15 protein-coding genes are annotated in these 20,476 nt (G+C 38.7%); 7 read left to right on the forward strand and 8 right to left on the reverse strand.

Features of this window, described 5'->3' with window-relative positions:
- Window positions 1-2 precede the first annotated feature (2 nt).
- On the reverse strand, window positions 3-1,316 hold the full coding sequence (locus tag T432_RS0103540) for a homoserine dehydrogenase (protein ID WP_028884208.1): 1,314 nt from the start codon (window positions 1,314-1,316) through the stop codon (window positions 3-5).
- 114 nt (window positions 1,317-1,430) lie between these two features.
- Here T432_RS0103540 and T432_RS0103545 point away from each other — a divergent pair, with 114 nt between their 5' ends.
- From T432_RS0103545 to T432_RS0103570, 6 genes are read left to right on the forward strand one after another with little or no spacing between them, the layout of a single operon-like run.
- Window positions 1,431-1,871, forward strand: coding sequence for an Mth938-like domain-containing protein (locus tag T432_RS0103545; RefSeq protein WP_028884209.1), 441 nt, complete (start codon window positions 1,431-1,433; stop codon window positions 1,869-1,871).
- Between the two features lies 1 nt (window position 1,872).
- A complete protein-coding gene (locus T432_RS0103550) occupies window positions 1,873-2,367 on the forward strand; it encodes a peroxiredoxin (protein ID WP_028884210.1) in 495 nt (164 codons plus the stop codon).
- A 22-nt stretch (window positions 2,368-2,389) separates the two neighbouring features.
- A complete protein-coding gene (locus T432_RS0103555) occupies window positions 2,390-4,030 on the forward strand; it encodes a PhoH family protein (protein ID WP_028884211.1) in 1,641 nt (546 codons plus the stop codon).
- Between the two features lie 8 nt (window positions 4,031-4,038).
- Window positions 4,039-4,671, forward strand: coding sequence for a guanylate kinase (gene gmk, locus T432_RS0103560; protein ID WP_028884212.1), 633 nt, complete (start codon window positions 4,039-4,041; stop codon window positions 4,669-4,671).
- Window positions 4,672-4,721: 50 nt separating this feature from the next.
- A complete protein-coding gene (gene rpoZ / locus T432_RS0103565) occupies window positions 4,722-4,928 on the forward strand; it encodes a DNA-directed RNA polymerase subunit omega (RefSeq protein ID WP_014111632.1) in 207 nt (68 codons plus the stop codon).
- 15 nt (window positions 4,929-4,943) lie between these two features.
- Window positions 4,944-7,208 carry a RelA/SpoT family protein gene (locus tag T432_RS0103570; RefSeq protein ID WP_028884213.1) on the forward strand — a complete coding sequence of 755 codons (2,265 nt, stop codon included), beginning with the start codon at window positions 4,944-4,946 and terminating at the stop codon, window positions 7,206-7,208.
- On the opposite strand, the gene T432_RS0103575 is transcribed toward T432_RS0103570, so the two are convergent.
- From T432_RS0103575 to T432_RS0103605, 7 genes are all read right to left on the reverse strand, one after another.
- Window positions 7,198-8,673, reverse strand: a complete 1,476-nt coding sequence (locus tag T432_RS0103575) for a hypothetical protein (RefSeq protein ID WP_028884214.1) — start codon at window positions 8,671-8,673, stop codon at window positions 7,198-7,200. The two genes, T432_RS0103570 and T432_RS0103575, sit on opposite strands and share 11 nt — an antisense overlap.
- Before the next feature lie 83 nt (window positions 8,674-8,756).
- Complete coding sequence (locus T432_RS0103580; protein WP_028884215.1) at window positions 8,757-9,548, reverse strand: MetQ/NlpA family ABC transporter substrate-binding protein; 792 nt, start codon at window positions 9,546-9,548, stop codon at window positions 8,757-8,759.
- 117 nt (window positions 9,549-9,665) lie between these two features.
- Window positions 9,666-11,144, reverse strand: coding sequence for an ATP-binding protein (locus T432_RS0103585; RefSeq protein ID WP_028884216.1), 1,479 nt, complete (start codon window positions 11,142-11,144; stop codon window positions 9,666-9,668).
- A 75-nt stretch (window positions 11,145-11,219) separates the two neighbouring features.
- Complete coding sequence (gene zapE, locus T432_RS0103590) at window positions 11,220-12,332, reverse strand: cell division protein ZapE (protein ID WP_028884217.1); 1,113 nt, start codon at window positions 12,330-12,332, stop codon at window positions 11,220-11,222.
- A 47-nt stretch (window positions 12,333-12,379) separates the two neighbouring features.
- Window positions 12,380-13,807: a dihydrolipoyl dehydrogenase gene (gene lpdA, locus T432_RS0103595; RefSeq protein WP_028884218.1), complete on the reverse strand. Its 1,428-nt coding sequence runs from the start codon at window positions 13,805-13,807 to the stop codon at window positions 12,380-12,382.
- 18 nt (window positions 13,808-13,825) lie between these two features.
- Complete coding sequence (gene odhB / locus T432_RS0103600) at window positions 13,826-15,073, reverse strand: 2-oxoglutarate dehydrogenase complex dihydrolipoyllysine-residue succinyltransferase (RefSeq protein ID WP_028884219.1); 1,248 nt, start codon at window positions 15,071-15,073, stop codon at window positions 13,826-13,828.
- A gap of 26 nt (window positions 15,074-15,099) precedes the next feature.
- Window positions 15,100-17,943 (reverse strand): 2-oxoglutarate dehydrogenase E1 component, encoded by a 2,844-nt coding sequence (locus T432_RS0103605; RefSeq protein ID WP_028884220.1) that lies wholly within the window; start codon window positions 17,941-17,943, stop codon window positions 15,100-15,102.
- A 174-nt stretch (window positions 17,944-18,117) separates the two neighbouring features.
- Between T432_RS0103605 and T432_RS0103610 the strand changes: the two genes are divergently transcribed.
- Window positions 18,118-20,394: an NADP-dependent malic enzyme gene (locus tag T432_RS0103610; RefSeq protein WP_028884221.1), complete on the forward strand. Its 2,277-nt coding sequence runs from the start codon at window positions 18,118-18,120 to the stop codon at window positions 20,392-20,394.
- Window positions 20,395-20,476 lie beyond the last annotated feature (82 nt).

A 20,476-nucleotide genomic window follows, 5' to 3' on the forward strand; every position in this document is an offset into this window, starting at 1 on the left:
TCCTATTCCAGTGTTTCTAAGCGAATCAATTTAACAGCATTTTGAACCGAATCTAATGCCTCGATTTGCTGTATGGCTCTTTGCATCGAAGCCTCAATAGTTTGGTGAATCAAAAATACGAGGCTAGCTAAATTATTTCCCTTATTATCCTGAATCATCGAATTAATGGAAATTCCATGGTCCGCAAAAATTCTAGAAACATCAGCCAATACACCCTTTTGATCTTTCACGGTCATACGCAAGTAATATCCAGTTTGAGCTTCCTCAATCGGTAAGATCTTAAAATCCTCAAGAGCATCAGGCTGAAATGCAAGATGCGGCACACGATGCTCAGGATCGGCCGTATGTAAGCGAGTCACATCCACAATATCCGCAACAACTGCAGAGGCCGTAGGCTCAGAACCCGCTCCAGGCCCATAAAACAGCGTCTCGCCCACTGCATCACCTCTGACCATAACGGCATTCATCGCACCATTTACATTTGCGAGCATTTTAGAGTTTGGTATTAGAGTAGGATGCACACGAAGCTCTATACCATTTTCCCTTCTGGTGGCAATGCCCAGTAATTTCAATCTATATCCTAATCTCTCCGCTTGAACGACATCCTCTTGTTCAATTTTAGTTATGCCCTCTGAGAACACGCGGTCAAATTGTATAGGCACACCAAATGCGATGGAAGCTAATATCGAAAGCTTATGTGCCACATCCACCCCTTCAATATCAAAGGTCGGGTCAGCTTCTGCATAACCTAGCCTTTGAGCCTCTTTTAAAACCTCCTCGAATGCAAGACCCTTTTCTCGCATCTCGGAGAGAATAAAATTACTGGTGCCGTTGATAATGCCAGCCACGCTTTGAATCCTATTTGCGGTCAAACCTTCGCGTACCGATTTAATAATCGGAATTCCGCCTGCCACGGCCGCTTCAAATGCGACCATAACCTTATTTTCGCTAGCAATTTTGAAAATTTCATTTCCGTGATGAGCAAGCAGTGCTTTATTGGCCGTCACTACATGTTTGCCGTTTTTTAAAGCCTCAATTACGATATCCTTTGCTAGATTAGTGCCGCCAATCAGCTCTACTACGATATCAATAGATGGATCACGAACAACTTCCACCAAATCAGATGTAACTGGAACTGAGTCACCCACTACATTAGTTGCTTTTGATATAGTACGGGTGGCAATGCGCACGATTTCTATCCGTCTACCGGCCCTTCTAGCAATCTCATTGGAATTTCTCCTCAGAACATTCCATGTGCCGCTACCAACCACACCAAAACCAAGCAATCCTACTCTTATAGCTTGTAAATGACTCATTTCTAACCTGTAAAATCTGAAATATATTATTTTTTGTGTTCACAATTTTACTTTTTTTTAATCATTAACTTGTAATATATTCGTCTTATGATAAACAAAGTTTGCGGAGTAAATGTGAAGTTACATCTACAAAATACCTCTACCCATAACACAGTTACAGCCTACGATGAAGAATACATCGAGATAAATAAAGAGAGATATTTTCATTCCATTTACTTTACGCCTGAGAGTTCGGTGAAAAGCTGGGACATTGCCACCTATAAGGATATAGATTTAGCCCAAATTGAACTCGTAGGTATGCTTCAGAAGTCTCAAAATTCTGCTATTGATTTTTTAAGCGACAAGCCAAGCAATTATTCAAATCCCCCAGAACTTATAATCATAGGAACCGGTAAGGCTCAACATTTACCAAATCCATCTTTAGTTGCTCCTTTAACTAGGGCTGGTATTGGTATTGAGTTTATGAGCACTGATGCAGCCGCTAGAACCTATAACGTTCTTATGGCCGAGGGCCGTAAAGTTGCTTTAGGTTTAATATTAGAAAAAGGAGTATGAAATGTCCGAAGTACAACTTAATAAAAAATGTCCAACATTTAAAGCCAATATAGTTCGTAAAGTAAATGATGAATTTGTAGAAGAAACAATCAAATTTCCTTCAGATTACAAGGGAAGCACTATAGTTTTATATTTTTATCCTCGCGATAACACTCCTGGATGTACAACTGAATCTCAAAACTTTAGAGATGCACTTGATAGGTTTGAATCTCAGGAGGCTGTGGTCGTGGGCATTTCCAGAGATAGTATTAATTCTCATAAAAAATTTATAGACAAACAGGAATTAAATTTCCCACTTATTGCTGACCCAGAAGAAGAAATCTGCAATATGTTTGGTGTTATGAAACAAAAAATGATGTATGGAAAACAAGTTCACGGCATCGAAAGATCGACTTTTATTTTCGACGAAAACGGCAAACTCATTAAAGAGTGGCGTGGCGTTAAGGTGCCTGAACACGTCGAAGAAGTCTTAAGTTTTATTGAATCTCAAAATTAATGTAACCCTAATCGGAGCCTTTATGCCTCTTCCTAAACTACCCACAAAACGTGCCAATATACTTGATATGGACTCTGCACCTAAACCGAGAGCCCCTAAGAAAATTCAATCTCAAGATGCAGGCATTAGGTCGGGGACATTGAAAGAGGAAGCTCTTCCGAAACAGGTTGAGATTGAAGATGTGTCATTAGAAAAAACAGTGGAAACTAAAACTAAAAGTCCTAAAAAGCCTAGCACTAAAAAATCTGTTGCCTCTTCTAAAAATAGCAAAAACACTGGTTCTAGCAAATTATTCGTTCTCGATACGAATGTCTTGCTTCATGACCCAACATGTTTATTTAGGTTTGAAGAGCACGATATATTTCTTCCAATGATGACTTTGGAGGAACTTGACCACAATAAGAAAGGTCTTACTGAAGTGGCACGTCATGCCCGTCAAGTAAGCCGTACATTGGATGAGTTATGTGCTGAGTCGCCTGATCTTCTCCAAGGTATGCCTCTTAATAGTCTAGGAAATAAAGATGCAACTGGCATTCTTTATTTTCAAACAAAAGAGATGAATGCAGAATTAAATGTTCAATTGCCATCTCTTAAAGCCGACAACAAAATTTTAAGTGTCGTTCAATCTCTAGTTACTCAGTATCCCGAAAGAGAAGTTGTTTTGGTATCTAAAGATATCAATATGCGCTTAAAAGCTAGAGCTCTAGGTCTTGCTGCAGAGGATTATTTAAACGACCATGCGGTTGAAGACTCCGATTTAATTTACGATGGAAACATTCAATTACCAGAAAACTTTTGGGACAGACACTCAAAGGATATGGAATCTTGGACTCAGGCGGGTACGACTTTCTATAAAATCCGTGGTCCACTTGTAAATGAGTTTTTAGTTAATGAATTCGTATATCTTGAAGGCGACAGTCCACTATATGCTCAAGTAAAAGAAGTGTCTGGAAAATACGCAGTATTAGCCACTATCCGTGATTACACGCATCCTAAAAATAATGTATGGGGTGTGACTGCTAGAAATCGCGAACAAAACTTTGCACTTAACTTACTTATGAATCCTGAGATTGATTTTGTATCGTTACTTGGTCAAGCTGGTACGGGTAAAACATTGCTGGCGTTGGCCTCTGGGCTAACTCAGGTGCTTGAGACTAAAAGATATACAGAAATTATTATGACTCGTGTAACTGTGCCAGTGGGAGAAGATATTGGTTTCTTACCTGGTACGGAAGAAGAAAAAATGCAACCTTGGATGGGTGCTTTAGAAGATAATCTTGAATTTTTAAATACTAAAGCTCGACAAGATAGTGGTGCCCAATGGGAGCGCAGTCTAAGTAAAGAGATTATTCAATCTCATATTAAGATAAAATCTCTAAACTTTATGCGCGGTCGCACCTTTTTAAATAAATTTATCATTATCGATGAGGCACAAAACCTTACTCCAAAACAAATGAAAACTTTAGTTACTCGTGCTGGTCCTGGTACGAAAATTGTTTGTTTGGGTAATATTGCCCAAATCGATACTCCTTACTTAACTGAAGGTAGTTCGGGGCTAACTTATGTTGTTGATAGATTTAAGGGATGGGCACATTCTGGTCATATTACCCTTCAAAAAGGTGAACGCTCTAGACTATCAGATTATGCAAGTGACGCTTTATAAAAATAATTATGGAATTTCCAGGAAATGTTTTTTTAATTTCGGCTCCAACTGGAGCTGGTAAATCAAGTCTTGTAAAAGCACTAATCGAGAGAAACCCTTTTATAAATCTCTCAATCTCATATACCACTCGCACTCCTCGTGAAGGTGAAGTCGATGGACGAGAATATTTTTTCATAAGCAAAGAGCAGTTCAGTGATTGGCGTGAGCAAGGCAATATGCTAGAGTGGGCCGAAGTGTACGGAAACTTTTACGGTACAGCTAAATCCCAGGTGGAATCAGTAATCTCAACAGGACAGGACGTTTTGCTTGAGATTGACTACCAAGGAGCACGTCAAATAAGAAAAAAATTTCCCGGAATTATTGATATATTTATTCTTCCTCCTTCCATTGATGAATTAGAAAAACGCCTTCTTAAAAGAGGGCTTGATTCTCCAGAGGTAATTCGCAAAAGAATGCTTACCGTTAGCAGTGAAATTGGGCATGCTGACGAGTACTCCTATGTTATAATAAACGATTCTTTTGAGACTGCCTTAGATCAGCTAAATACCTTAGTTAAAGCAGCTAAACTTAAGTATGCAAGTCAAGCAAATAAACATCAAGCCTTGTTTGCTGATTTAGGAATTTCCTATCTGCCTAAGTAGTTTAAGTCTCCATAAAATATATAAAAATATAGGTTTACATAGGTTTACATATGGCACGTATTACCGTTGATGATTGCTTAAAATATATTCCAAATCGTTTTGATTTAACTCTTGCCGCAACATACAGAGCTAGAGAAATCGCCACTGGTCATACTCCTAGGGTTGATATTCAAAATGATAAACCTACAGTTTTAGCCTTACGCGAAATCGCTGAGGGTAAAACTGGCATCGAGATGCTTAAAAAAATCCCCTTATAGCATTTCAACGACTATATGAGGTTTAGTAATCTATCCTCCCTTTTCTCAAATCTAAACCCCTTTCCCTCAAAAAAAAGGGGTACTGAATCTCATAACGTAGAAACAAGGGCATTGCCAGATATAAAGGCTTCGCCTCACCCCAAATACCTAGCACCGCTTATAAGCAAACTCAAATATCTTTCAGCACCAGAATTACATATGGTGAAGGTGGCTTATTCTTTTGCGGATAATGCTCATTATGGTCAGATGCGTTCAAGTGGGGAGCCATATATTACGCATCCCGTGGAAGCGGCAATCATATGTGCAGACTGGAAGCTCGATTGCGATGCGATTATGGCTTCTCTACTTCACGATGTGATAGAAGACCAGCAAGTATCGAAAGAGAGCATTGCCACAGAAATAAATCCTACTGTGGCTGATCTAGTAGATGGACTCACAAAACTTGAGCGCATTCAATTTGCAAGCAAAGCTGAGCAACAAGCCGAAAGTTTTAGAAAGATGCTTTTAGCGACCACAAAAGATGTGCGTGTCATTCTTATAAAGCTTGCCGATAGGCTTCATAATATGCGAACTTTAAGCGGCCTTGAACCATCAAAGGCAAGACGCATCGCAAAAGAGACGCTTGAGATTTACGCAGCCATTGCCAACCGATTGGGTTTTACGAAACTTGTAGCAGAGTTTGAGGATTTAGCCTTTAGCATTAACTATCCGAAGCGATATAAAGTGCTTAAGAACTCAATTGAGACTGAACGCAAATCAAATCGCAAAATCGAAAAGACAATTCATAATAATATCGTTAAAGCTATACCAGCTGATGCGAAATTTGGATGGACATCATTTAGCACATATAAAGTGCACGAAATGATGAAATCTCAAAACAAAAGTTTTTCGAATTTAAACGATACGAAATTTATTGATATCACCGTCCCAAAACTTCAAGATGCATATGTTGTGTTAGGTGCGTTACATCAAATTTATAGACCCGTACCAGGGACATTTGAGGATTACATTGCCATCCCAAAAGTAAATGGGTATAGAGCATTACATACGATTATGGTTGGACCTGTGGGCACTCATATCGACGTTGCAATTTATACAGAATCCATGAAAGCCTATAACGAATACGGGATTATCGCTCATTGGCTTAATCGCGACCAAGAACTTGGTGTCGTTAATGTAGATGATCAGTCGCATAATTGGCTTCAGTCCCTTGTTGAGATACAGTCTATAAATAAAAATTCTGAAGAATTTATAGACGATATTAAGATTGATCTTTTCCCAGACTCGGTATACGCACTTACACCTAAGGGTAAGATTATTTCACTACCAAGCAAGGCTACAGCACTTGATTTTGCATTTGCTATTCATACAGATATAGGGCTTCATGCGGTAAGTGCCACAGTAAATGGAGAACATGTTCCAATTAATCATGTACTTGCAAGCGGTGACACAGTTGATATTATTTCTAATCCTGCGACAGAGCCTAATGTTGGGTGGCTAAATTATGCAAAAACTGGCCGAGCACGTGCAGCTATTAGATATTTCCTTAAAAATACGCGAAGTAAGGAATCTACGGTACTTGGACGAAAACTTTTGCTACAGGCATTGGATGAGTTGAAGTTAACATTGCCAAATCCAACTGATACCAAGTGGCAGAAGATCCTACAAGAATCAGGTGCATCATCTATAGAAGAAATTCTTATGGATATCGGTATCGGAAATCGCATTGCATCAGTAGTTGCAAGAAGATTTATGGTCGATAATCCTATTATTCATACAAGCGTAAATGATTACGATTCTACTGAATCTGCTAGACGTACAGATCTTATTATTAAGGGAAATGAGGGACAGGCCATTCAATATGCAAAATGTTGTACTCCTCTTCACGGAGACCCGATTGTAGGCGTTCTTCACCCTGGCTCTGGTCTTATTGTGCATCACAAACATTGCACATCTGTAGACACTAAAAAAGCACTAGAACAAAACAAATTTGTAAATGTCGCATGGGATACAAAATCTGAAGCAAGCTTTAAATCTCGCATTCAAATTTCTGCGATGAATGGAAAAGGTGTTTTAGGGGCGATTGCACTTGAAGCATCTAAACACGATTCAAATATCTCAAATCTCTCTATGATAGATGAAGACAGCGATTCAGCAAGCATAAATATAACTCTTCAGCTTGAAAATCTTGCTCAACTGCGAAATATTATCTCGGATATAAGACGAATACCTGAGGTTATGTCCGTGGTGAGACCTAATCTTTCTAAAACTATCGATTAATCAATATATAAGCTACAAGTGCGACTACCATAAGCATTAAAAGAAAAGTGGTTACACTAAACCCTCTTCTTTCTGAACGCACCATTTTTTGCGGTTCTTGGGTATGTTCAAGAGCAAGAAGTCGCGACTCTCTATCAGCCAATTTTGTGGACAGCTCAGATATTTGACCATTTAGTTGATCAATAACTGCATCCTTATTAGATACTAATCTATTCGAGTAATCATTAAATTTTTGTTCAAACAATTCTGGTGTATCTTCGGGGCGAACTCCATATTCTTTCAAAAGATACTCATCAAGGGGGTGATTTGAGGAAGCAGGGGCGGCTGCGGGTACAGGTGCAGTGCTTGCGTGTGCAGTGGCTGCGGGTGCGTGTGCGGGTGTGGGTGTGGGTGCCTCTATAATTTGAGGAATTGCATTTTGTTCTGAAGACTGTGGCATTTGATTTAAAACTGCTTCGAAATCAGCAGACATTTCAGGTGCTGCCCCTGTAGTTGAATCTTGAGGAGCTATAGTTGATTTCGATGCTTGCAAAGCCTCATCAAGAGAGGTTTCAAGAGATCGTATTTTTGTGTCATAACCAGAGGATAAATTTTTAATCTCAAGACTTTGGTTATTTTTAAGCAACTGATAAGCTTCATCTTTTTGGCGAAGACGTTTGGAGAACATGTTGTAGACATCTTCTACAGACCCCAAGCTATCAATATATATATTTTTAACCATCTTTAAGTCTTCAAAATCTAAAAGAGTCAGATTTGTAGCGGTTGTAGCTTCAAAATTCTTACTCTCAAGTGAAGTTTGAATTCTCTTAAATCTATTAAAAATTTGAGCAATAACAAAATATACTCTTTTATAAAGAGCAAGCATTTTGTAATCAATAACAGATTCTATAGCTTCAGGGATAAGCGATTGCTTAGAACAGCAAATTACACAGGTTCTATCGATATCCTTAGGTGAGATACACTCAGTGAATTTAATCGCATGCAAAAATTTAGGATCGATATTTTTAAGCTCACTACCTATCTCATGAGGCACTTTTTTATAAAACGGCTTTTCCGAAAAGAAATTGGTGGTTCCATCAATATACTCAGAACGTATACGAGCAGCCATCTCTTTTAGAGATTCAATTACTATGGGTAGACGCCTTTGGGTAAAAAATTTCTCTTCCAATCCCTCCCAAAACGCTCCATAATACATACCGCTTTTATTGCTATCTTTTTGGCGAGTTACATAATAAATAGCTAGACTAACGGAATATCTGGATTTGGTGTCACTTGCTGACTTGTATTTTTCTCTTGTGAGACATATGATTGGAGTTTCGTTTGATTCTGGTGAATCTGCAGGTGGCAATGCTGTCAGGAACTCTCTCGGTACTTCTAAATAATTCGCCCCACTTGTAGCATTATCTTCTGGCGACCAAGTCACTGTTTTGAATGAATTCGTGGAAGCTAAGAGCCCTAAACGCATGTAATCCCCCTTATAAACAATCTTTCAATTTTACAATCTAAGTGAAAAATTAATATTACAAAGGGGTTACATTAGGAGTTATCTCAGTCTTTGCGTGGTATCACAGTCCCTTTATATTTATCTAAGATAAATTTCTTGGTTTCTTCACTCCCCCACTCAGCCATTAGAATCTTAAGAGCTTCGTTATCTTTGAATTCTGCAGGTGCAGCACATACATTTGCGTATGGAGAATTTGAGTCTTCCAAAATTATTGAATCCTTTTGTGGATTTAAACCTACTTCAAGTGCATAATTTGTGTTTATCACTGCAATATCCACATCTGGCAATGATCGTGGCACTCCAGCCGCTTCTAATTCAATAAATCTTAGTTTCTTAGGATTCTCAGCAATATCTTTTGCAGTGGAAAATAAGTTTTTCGGATCTTTAAGTTTAATTAAACCAGCTTGCTGAAGAATTAAAAGAGCACGAGTACTGTTAGTTGTATCGTTTGGAATTGATACACGTGCACCATCTTTTAATTCAGAAAGATTTTTAATTTTTTTAGAATAAGCAGCCATAGGAGGAAGATACATGCCACCTACAGGAACAAGGTTTGTATTTTTACGTTTATTAAAAGAATCAAGATGCGGTACATGTTGAAAACAATTCATATTTATGTCTCCGTCCGCTACTTGCTGATTAGGTTGAATATAATCAGTAAACACATGAACAGTAAGGTCTACACCTTTTTTAGCTAAAGCTGGTTTCATAAATTCCAAAACTTCGGCCGCAGGCACAGGAGTTGCGGCAACTGAAAGCTTAAAATTTTCAGCTGATGCAATACTTGATAAAGATGCTATAAGAGCAAACGCAGTGGTTTTAATAAATTTATTCATACAAACTCCCTTTTAATTTTTTAATTGTTTGTTGTAGATAATAGTATCAGAGCACTTTAGATTTGCATATACTGAAACAATACAAAATATTTATTTTCATATAACGTAAAGTAATATTCACCCGTGAAGATATATGGCTTTACTTAAATCCGTTAGTGTTATTTCTTTGCGAGCATTTATATCAGCCACTGTTCGGGCAAGTCTTTGAATGCGAATTAAAGATTTTTGAGAGATATTTCTACTAGACCTAAACTTTGAAATTAATGTTGAGCATTCAGAATTTAATGGTGCAAATTCTACGAGTTCTTTTTCTGTAAGAATTGCATTTAACCGCCCTTGTCGCTTTATTTGAATTTCTCTGGCTTTATTAACTCTGTCTCTAACAATATCAGATGCAACATTAGGACTACTTTTCTCTTCTAATCCCTTAGTTATCTTTATATGAATATCAAATACATCTTTAAATAGAGCCGAATATTTCCTTTCGTACTTCATAAGCGTGGTCTTGGTGCATCTACATTTATTTTCATATAACTTCCCGCACTCACATGGCTGATAAGCCGCTAAGAATAAGAATCTTGCAGGATATTGAAGCTTTTGCCTTGGTTTAAAATTTCTTATAAAGCCCTGTGACAATGTCAACCTTACTGCATCCACCATTTCCTGTGGAATTTCCTGCAAATCGTCATAAAACACCACTCCATGATTAGCTAGTGCAAATTCTCCCACATTATTTTGCTGACTACTTCCGTTCAAAACACCAATGCTCGCAGAATGCAAAGGCATACGGAATGGAATTTCTGTTGGCGGTTCTATCTGTGCAAGCTTATATATAGAGTAGATCTCAAGTTGCTGCTCCCTATCTAAAGGTGGCAATATCCCCGCAGCTCTCCTACAAAGCATAGTTTTACCAGATCCAGAAGAACCACCAATAACCATACTATGTCCGCCCGATGCAGCCACCTCCAATGCAAGACAAGCCTCATTCAACCCTTCAATTTCTGAGAGACACAGTGAACTATTATTTATTTTTGGATATGGGCACTTAGTTTTTTTAGCAATTTCAATTTGCCCTGACCCTAGATACTCACAAACTTGTTTTAGGTTCTCAAAAAATATTATTTTTAAGTGAGGTAAAAAATCAGCAATCCATGATTCAGATGAAGGCACAATAAGTGTTGCTTCGGAATGCATGCGTGATAAGTTTAATGCGATTATCTCCGTATATTCGTTAGGCACTAAATCACCAGACAAAGATAAATCTGCAGCAAAATACAGATTTTCAAGTGATAGCCTCGGATGAATATTTATTTGTGCAGTAGATAATAAAACTCCAATAGCCATGCCTAATTCATAACTACCGATAAGTTTATTTTGCGATTGCGTACTCAAATTTATCGTGTAACGGTTAGGCGGAAATTTGTATCCTTGATTAATTAATGCGGAGCGTACTCGTTCTCGGCTTTCCCGCCCCTGAACCTCTTGAATACCTACAATTTTAAAGGTCGGAAGCCCTCGACTTACATGAACTTCAATATTTACTTCTGGTGCCTCAAGACCAGCTACACCACACGATTTAGAAATAGTTATTGCCATACATAAACCCCATTTTTTTATTAGTATGGCAAATAAAATTTTCTCTTTAAATGGGGGTGGACAAATTTATCCTACTTAAACCGTCACTGATTTTCTAGCTTTTTCGTTTTTATATTCAAGTGAGCGCATCTCAATCATACGTGATACGGTACGAGTAAATTCTTGAGCAAATACACCCTCAGTAAAAAGCACCTCGGCTGGAACTTCAGCAGAAATAATAAGCTTTACCTTATGGTCATAAAGCACATCAATAAGCCACGTAAATCTACGTGCTGCTGATGCATCTTGTGGAGACATTTTAGGAATATCCGAAAGAATAATATTTTTAAATTTATTTGCTATTTCAAGATAATCTATTTGAGAGCGTGGCTTTATGCACATCTCAGAAAAAGTAACCCAAAGAGTATCATCTGATCGAGCCACAACATCTAATTCGCGATTTTCAATTTCTATTGAATCGCCACTTATGAGCCCGTTACATACAGTCTCAAAACAGTGCCTTAATTCCCCTTCCGTATGTGCATCAATTGGTGTGTAGTAAGTCTTTAATTGCTCCAACTCTCGCATTCTATAATCAACCCCAACATCGACATTTATCACATCCATCTTTTTCTTTATTAAATCTATGGCTGGCAATAGTCTGTCTCTATGCAATCCATCAGGATATAAAGTATCAGGTGCATAGTTTGAGGTCATAACAAAAACAACGCCTTTCTCGAAAAATTTGCTTAAAAGTCGATACAAAATCATGGCATCCGCAATGTCCGAGATATGAAATTCGTCAAAGCATATTAACGAATATTTTTCTGAAATTTGTGTGGCAATGATATCGAGTGGGTCGCTCTGTTGGCTAATTTCACGAAGTCGGTTATGAATACTTCTCATAAATTCGTGAAAATGAATTCGTGTTTTCTTCTCATATGCAACTGATGCGTAAAATGAATCCATAACAAAGCTTTTACCGCGACCAACACCGCCCCACATATAAACGCCGCTAGGAGCAACTACTTCTGTCTTAGATCCTCCAAAAAGTCCTGATAAAAAACCTTTGGATTCTTTGGAATTTAATGTGTAATTAGAAAGTTCATTAGATAAAGTCTGCAATCTCTCAACTGCCTGCTTTTGAGAAGCGTCTGCTTCGTATCCTTTTTGTGCTAGTGATTTTAAATAATGTTCTTTTACGTTCATATAAAAACGGGCGGACATAAGCCCGCCCAAAATCATGGAGATTTAAATTAAAGATTTAGAGTACGCTTATCTACAGCTAAAGCCGCTTCCTTAATAGCTTCTGACAATGTAGGATGTGCATGGCAGATACGTGCGATATCTTCCGCAGCACCTTTGAATTCCATAATAGTCACAAGTTCAGAAATTAATTCGGAAGCCATAGGGCCAATTATATGACCACCTAAAACTTCATCAGTTTCAGCATCGGCGATAATTTTTGCAAAACCAGTGATATCACCCATTGCACGTGCACGACCATTAGCCATAAATGGGAATTGACCAGATTTTACCTTACGACCCTCATCCTTAAGTTGTTTTTCAGTTTTACCAACCCAAGCGATTTCAGGGCTCGTATAGATAACAGAAGGTATTGTTCCGAAATCAACATGAGCATGCATGCCAGCAATACGTTCAGCTACCGCAACCCCCTCTTCCTCAGCTTTATGAGCAAGCATAGGACCGCGAACCACATCACCGATAGCCCAAATATTTTGCACTGAAGTTTTGCAGTTTTCGTCTACTTCAATAAAACCGCGATCATCTAACTTGACGCCAACAGCTTCAAGATTCAATCCACTAGTAAACGGAATGCGTCCAATTGAAACGATAAGTTTATCTACAGTAAGCTCTTGCTTTTCGCCGCCTGCAGTGTCGTAGGCAATCTTAACTGATTTACCATCATTTTTAGCTTCAGTAATCTTCACGCCAACTTCAATTTTTAGACCTTGCTTATCGAAAGCTTTTTTCGCTTCTTTTGCAATAGCTTCATCTGCAGCAGTCAAGAAAGCAGGTGCCGCTTCTAGGATAGTAACGTCCGCCCCTAAACGACGCCAAACACTGCCTAACTCAAGACCTATAACACCTGCACCGATAATTCCAAGTTTTTTAGGAACTTCAGGAATATCAAGTGCACCTGTGTTTGATAATATAGATTTCTCGTCAAAAGGCAAGTTTGGCAATGGTCTCGGATCCGACCCAGTCGCAACAATTACGATTTCAGCTGTAATCTCCGCTGCATCTTTACCTTCTACTTTTACCTTAAATCCTGCATCAGATTTTTCAGCAAATGAAGCTTTTCCTGAAAAGAAAGAAACTTTATTTTTCTTAAATAGGAAAAGAATCCCTTCGTTATTTTGTTTAACTACAGTCTCTTTACGAGAAATCATTTTAGTAACGTCCATCTTAACGTCAGACACGGAAATTCCATGTTCTGCAAAATGATGGTTAGCCTGTTCAAAATGCTCTGAAGATTGAAGTAATGCTTTAGAAGGAATACAACCTACATTTGTGCAAGTGCCACCTGGTTTAGGTTTCCCTGCGTCGTCAGTCCACATATCAACGCATGCAACTTTTTTACCTAATTGAGCGGCACGAATAGCGGCTATATAGCCGCCAGGACCCGCACCAATTACTAATATGTCAAATTTATTTTCCATTTAGTTGACCACCGAAAATTATAGGTTCAACAATAAACGTTGAGGGTCTTCTAAAGCCTCTTTCATAGCAAATAAGCCAAGAACAGCTTCACGACCGTCAATGATTCTGTGGTCATAAGAAAGAGCAAAGTAATTAACTGGACGTACAACTACTTGACCATTTTCTACAACAGCACGTTCGCGAGTTGCGTGAATACCTAAAATTGCTGATTGTGGTGGGTTAATGATTGGAGTAGACATCATTGAACCGAACACGCCACCGTTTGAAACAGTGAATGTACCACCTGTTAAATCGTCCAGACCTAACTTACCTTCTTTTGCTTTTTGACCAAATTCAGCGATAGTTTTTTCAATATCAGCAAAGCTTAGTTGATCGGCATTACGGATAATAGGAACTACCAAACCACGAGGGCTAGATACTGCAACGCCGATATCAAAATAACCGTGGTATACGATATCATTGCCATCTACAGAAGCGTTAAGGATTGGATATTTTTTAAGGCCATGAACAGCTGCTTTCACAAAGAAAGACATAAAGCCAAGCTTGATACCGTGCTCTTTTTCGAATGCTTCTTTATACTTCGCACGAAGGTCCATAACTGGTTTCATATTTACTTCATTAAAAGTAGTAAGAATTGCATTTTGTTGTTGAGATTGAATTAGGCGCTCAGCAACACGTGCACGCAAACGTGTCATAGGAATGCGCTCTTCGATGCGACCTTCCGTATTAGTAGACATAGGTGCAGATGATTTAGATTCGGATTTAGATGCACCTTTAGAAGCACCCATTGCATCAGATTTAGTCACTCGACCATCGCGACCTGAACCTGCAACATCAGAAGCTTTCATATCTTTTTCAGCTAGGATATTGCGAGCTGCAGGGGAAGCGATATCTCCTTTTGAACCTGATTTTTGAGCTGCTGAATCATCAGATTTTGCTGCTGCAGCAGGTTCTTTACCTTGCTCTTTAGGGGCTGCTTCTTTTGGAGCTTCCTCTTTAGGAGCTGCCTTAGCTTCTGCTTTAGCTTCAGTATCGATTTTCGCTAAAACTTGGTCTGGTGTAACAGTTGCACCATCAGACTCAAGAATCTCAGTAATAACACCAGCTGATGGAGCAGGTACTTCAAGCACAACTTTATCTGTTTCAATTTCAACCAAAATATCATCTACAGATACTTGATCACCTACTTTATATTTCCATTCGATAAGAGTACCCTCTGAAACTGACTCAGACAGCTGTGGTACCACTACATTAACAATTGACATAAAAAACTCCTTAAAAATTAAAATTCTTAAAATACGGTATCAAGTTTTTCAGCAAAGGCTTGCTCTACAAGGGCTTTTTGCTGAGCTTTATGAACGCCTGCATAACCAGTTGCTGGAGATGATGAAGGCTCACGTCCTGCATATGACAATGTTTGATTTTCAGTCATATTATCAATTACGTGATGTAATACGTAATTCCAAGCACCTTGGTTTTGATGTTCGTCTTGAACCCATACTACTTCAGGAGCTTTTGAATATTTATCCATCTCAGCTGCAAATGCATCTTTAGGGAATGGATACAATTGCTCTAAACGTAGAATAGCAACATCATTGCGATTGAACTCTTTACGTCCATTTACCAAGTCATAATAAACTTTACCAGTACACACTAAAACGCGTTTAACGTTTTGTGGTTTGATCTCAGGATCCACTTCACCAATAACAGTTTTGAATGATCCTTCAGACAAATCTGTTAATGGGAATGAAGCATCTTTATTACGTAGCAATGATTTAGGAGTAAAGATAATAAGAGGCTTACGAATATTACGTAGCATTTGACGACGTAATGCATGGAACATTTGACCACCATTTGAAGGTTGAATGCATTCCATATTTTCGTCAGCACATAATTGTAAGAAGCGTTCGATACGAGCTGAAGAGTGTTCTGGCCCTTGACCTTCATAACCATGAGGAAGCAACATAACTAAGCCGCACTGAACTCCCCATTTAGCTTCACCTGATGCAATAAACTGGTCAATCATAACTTGTGCACCATTTACAAAGTCACCGAATTGACCTTCCCATAGTGTTAAACCTTCAGGTTCTGCAGTTGCATAACCATATTCAAAACCAAGGGCTGCTTCTTCTGATAAGACTGAGTTAAGTACTACAAACTCACCTTGTTTTTCAGAAATATGATTTAGAGGAATATAAGTGAAATCAGGTTTTTCAGGATTTTGATCATGTAAAACTGCATGTCTGTGGGTAAATGTACCACGACCTGCATCCTCACCAGCTAAACGGATTGGATATCCATCATTAACTAAGGTTGCATAAGCTAAGTGCTCACCCATACCCCAGTCAAGATTCATTTCACCTTTACCCATAGCCGCACGATCAGCTAATAATTTCTCAACGATTTTGTGTGGAACAAAACCTTCTGGAACTGTAGTGATTTTTTTAGATAAATCTTTAAGAACTTCAAGAGAAACTTTAGTATCAGCTTTATCGGTATAAGGTTTACCTTTGTACTCATCCCATTTAGGAGCGTGGTCAACAACATGTGAATCGTTAACTTTTTCATTACCCACACCTTTGTCCATAAGAGTGCGGTAAGAAGAGACCATCTCTTCAGGTTTACTTTGCTCTAATGTACCTTCAGCAACTAATGCATCTGCATACACTTTACGAGAACCAGGATGTTTTGCAACTGCACGATACATTTCAGGTTGAGTGAGTGCTGGAGTATCTTGTTCGTTGTGACCTAATTTACGATAGCAAACGATATCGATAAATACATCGTTTTCGAATTTTTCACGATATTCAACAGCAAGTTCAGAAACAAATGCAACGCCTTCAGGATCATCTGCATTTACGTGGAATATAGGACAATCAACCATTTTCGCTATATCAGTACAAAATGCTGATGAACGTGACTCTTCGTGAAGTGATGTTGTAAAGCCGATTTGGTTATTAATTACGATATGAACAGTACCACCGCATCCATAGAATTTAGTGAGCGATAGGTTTAATGTTTCCTGCACAACACCTTGACCGATAACAGCCGCATCACCATGCACTAAAACTGGAAGAATTTCTTTTTTAGATTGGTAACGATACTGACGAGAATGTGCAATTCCAGATACAACAGGATTTACCACCTCTAGGTGCGATGGGTTATAAGCCAAATCGATAAACATAGGTCCATGTTCAGTATCGATTGTAGATGTAAAGCCATTATGGTATTTAACGTCACCTGCTTTGAGGTTAGTAGCATATTTACCTTCGAATTCATCAAATAAAACTGAAGGAGCTTTACCCATAATATTTACAAGCATATTTAGGCGACCACGGTGAGCCATACCAACTACCAACTCTTTCACACCTTTGCTTGCCGCATGCTGCACAACCGCATCCATACTTACTACAAAGCTCTCCCCGCCTTCGAGTGAGAAGCGTTTTTGGCCAACATATTTAGTGTGAAGATATTTTTCTAGCCCTTCAGCTTCAGTTAATTGATGAAGAATATTTAGTTTTTGCTCTTTTGAGTAGCTAGGTTTAGATTTAACTGACTCTAACTTTTCTTGAAGCCATTTTTTCGCATCGTGGTTGGCAATGTACATGTATTCTACGCCAACTGTATTTGCGTATGTGTCTTGTAAAGATTTAAGCAAATCGCGAAGTTTCATTGATTTTTTACCGAAGAATGTGTCATCGGTAACGAATTCTTGATCCATATCCGCTTCAGTTAAGCCGTGATATTTTGGATCTAATTCAGGAACTTCAGGGTATTTTTGAAGTTTTAGTGGGTCAACTTTTGCTACTAATGCACCTAAACGACGATAAGCAGAAATTAATCTTTCTACTAAATGTTGTTTAGAATTTGAAGCACCGCCGCTTACCGCTGGTGTGTAAAGAGCGTTTTGTTTTGCTTTTTCTGCTAGATTTTCAATTACAGCAGTGTGATTTTTGTCTTTAGAGCTAGTAGAACCATCTACTGCAGGCTCCTTAGATAATTTATCAAAATATTGCTTCCAACTATCATCTACAGAGGAAGGGTCTTCGAGGTATAGCTCATATTGCTCTTCAACATAAGACATATTACCGCCGAATAAATACGAGTTTTCTCGTTTTTCATCCATCGTTTTCATATCACACCATCTAAGTTGTTACAAAGAAATAGGGTTACCTAAGGAAAACCCTAATAAGTTGCGATTAGTATACTACTCACATATTACTAATTACGTAACAAATCCTAATTTTAGAATTAAAATACATGAAATTTTAGACAAGCAACAATTTAAATAATTACACAGGAATTATTAATGTCCATTGACTCAAAAAAATCTGCACTACTCTACCACGAATTACCAATTCCAGGAAAAATTTCCGTTGTTCCTACTAAAAGTATGGCTAATCAAGATGATTTATCGCTTGCATATTCTCCAGGCGTTGCCCATGCTTGTATGGAAATTTATGAACAAGGCGAATCAGCCGCTGCTAAATATACTTCAAGAGCAAATTTAGTAGGAGTAATCTCTAACGGTACCGCTGTTCTAGGTTTAGGTAATATTGGACCACTAGCTTCTAAACCTGTAATGGAAGGAAAAGGCTGTCTATTCAAAAAGTTCGCTAATATCGATGTTTTCGATATTGAACTTGCCGAAAATGACCCAGACAAATTAGTGGATATTATTGCTGCACTCGAACCAACTTTAGGCGGAGTAAATCTTGAGGATATAAAAGCACCTGAATGTTTTTATATTGAGAAAAAACTTCGTGAACGAATGAATATCCCTGTATTTCATGATGATCAACATGGTACAGCAATTATTTCATCCGCAGCTTTAATAAATGGTCTTAAGCTAGTAAATAAAGACATTTCACAAATCAAAATGGTCGTATCTGGGGCTGGTGCTGCAGCTATTGCTTGTCTAGACTTAATGGTTAATTTAGGGTTAAATCGTTCAAACATATACGTTTGCGACTCTAAAGGAGTTATTTACGAAGGTCGTGACGAAAAAATGGATCCATCAAAAGCACGTTATGCACAAAAAACAGATGCAAGAACATTGGCAGATGTGATTGTTGGGGCCGATGCATTTTTAGGATGTTCTGCTAAAGGTGTATTAAAACCTGAGATGGTTAAAACAATGGCTGAGAACCCTTTAATTCTCGCACTTGCAAACCCTGACCCTGAAATTACGCCTGAAGAAGCTAAAGCAGCGCGTCCTGACGTAATCATTGCCACAGGGAGATCTGATTATCCTAATCAAGTAAATAATGTACTTTGCTTCCCATTTATTTTCCGTGGGGCTTTGGATGTAGGGGCAACTTCGATAAATGAAGAAATGAAGCAGGCTTGCGTATATGCGATTGCGGACCTTGCTCAGGCTGAGCTTAGCGATGAGGTTGCGACGGCATATGAGGGGCAAGATTTGAATTTTGGGCCTGAATATATTATTCCTAAGCCATTCGATCCGAGACTAATCGTAAAAGTGGCTCCAGCTGTGGCTAAGGCTGCGATGGAATCTGGAGTTGCACGCAAGCCAATTGAGGATTTGGAAGAGTATCGCGATAAATTGCTCGAGCATGTATATCGCTCTGGTCATCTGATGCAACCCCTATTTAAACTTGCAAAAGATGAGCCGAAAAGAGTGATTTTTGCTGATGGAGAGGATCACCGTGTGATTAGAGCAGCTCAGACGATTGTGGACGAGGGCATTGCCATCCCATATATTGTGGGACGTCCGCATAAAATTCAAGAGCAAATCGAAAAACATGGATTGCGTCTTCAGGATGGTCAAAATTTCTTTATCATTAATCCTGATGACCACGACTATTATGAAGATGCGTGGAAGCGCTATCTGAAACTCAATAATCGCAAAGGTGTGACCCCTGCAATCGCAAAGGCTATTGTTCGCAAGCATAATACGCTACTTGGCACGCTATTGCTTGATCTTGGGATTGTGGATGCGATGATATGCGGTATCTCTTCGCGTTGGGATAATCAACTTGCATATGTTCGCGATATTATTGGATTGCGTGATGGATGCAAGCATTTTGCGACTATGAATGTAATTATTATGCCTAACGAAACTCTATTCCTTGCGGATACGCAGGTGAACGTAGATCCTGATGCGGATACAGTTGCGGAGATTACATTGATGGCGGCTGAGGAGATGCGACGCTTCGGTATTGTGCCTAAGGTGGCTCTACTGGCTACATCGAACTTTGGTAGCCGCACAAATGCTAATGCTCGCAAAATGGCTGAGGCTTTGGAGATTGTACGCACAAAAAATCCTGACCTTGAAATTGACGGCGAGATGCATGCTGATGCTGCTTTGAATCAGAGGATTCGTTTAGAGGCATGTCCGAACAGTACATTGACAGGGGCGGCGAATTTGTTGATTATGCCTAACTTAGAAGCGGGAAATATTTCTTATAATCTTTTAAAAATGACTAGTGGAAATGGTATTACGATGGGCCCTATTCTCTTAGGTGCACGTAAGCCAGTGCATATCATGACTACTAGCTCAACCACTCGCAGAATTGTGAATTTAACTGCTCTTGCAGTAATTGATGCCCAGAAAGCTAGTTAAATTTAACGCATAACAAGTGATAAAAAACCCAGCTCTACGAAAGAACTGGGTTTTTATTTTGGAACTTATTTTGATATCACTT

Origin of the sequence: Taylorella asinigenitalis ATCC 700933, assembly GCF_000687755.1 — a bacterium.
GTDB lineage: Bacteria > Pseudomonadota > Gammaproteobacteria > Burkholderiales > Burkholderiaceae_B > Taylorella > Taylorella asinigenitalis.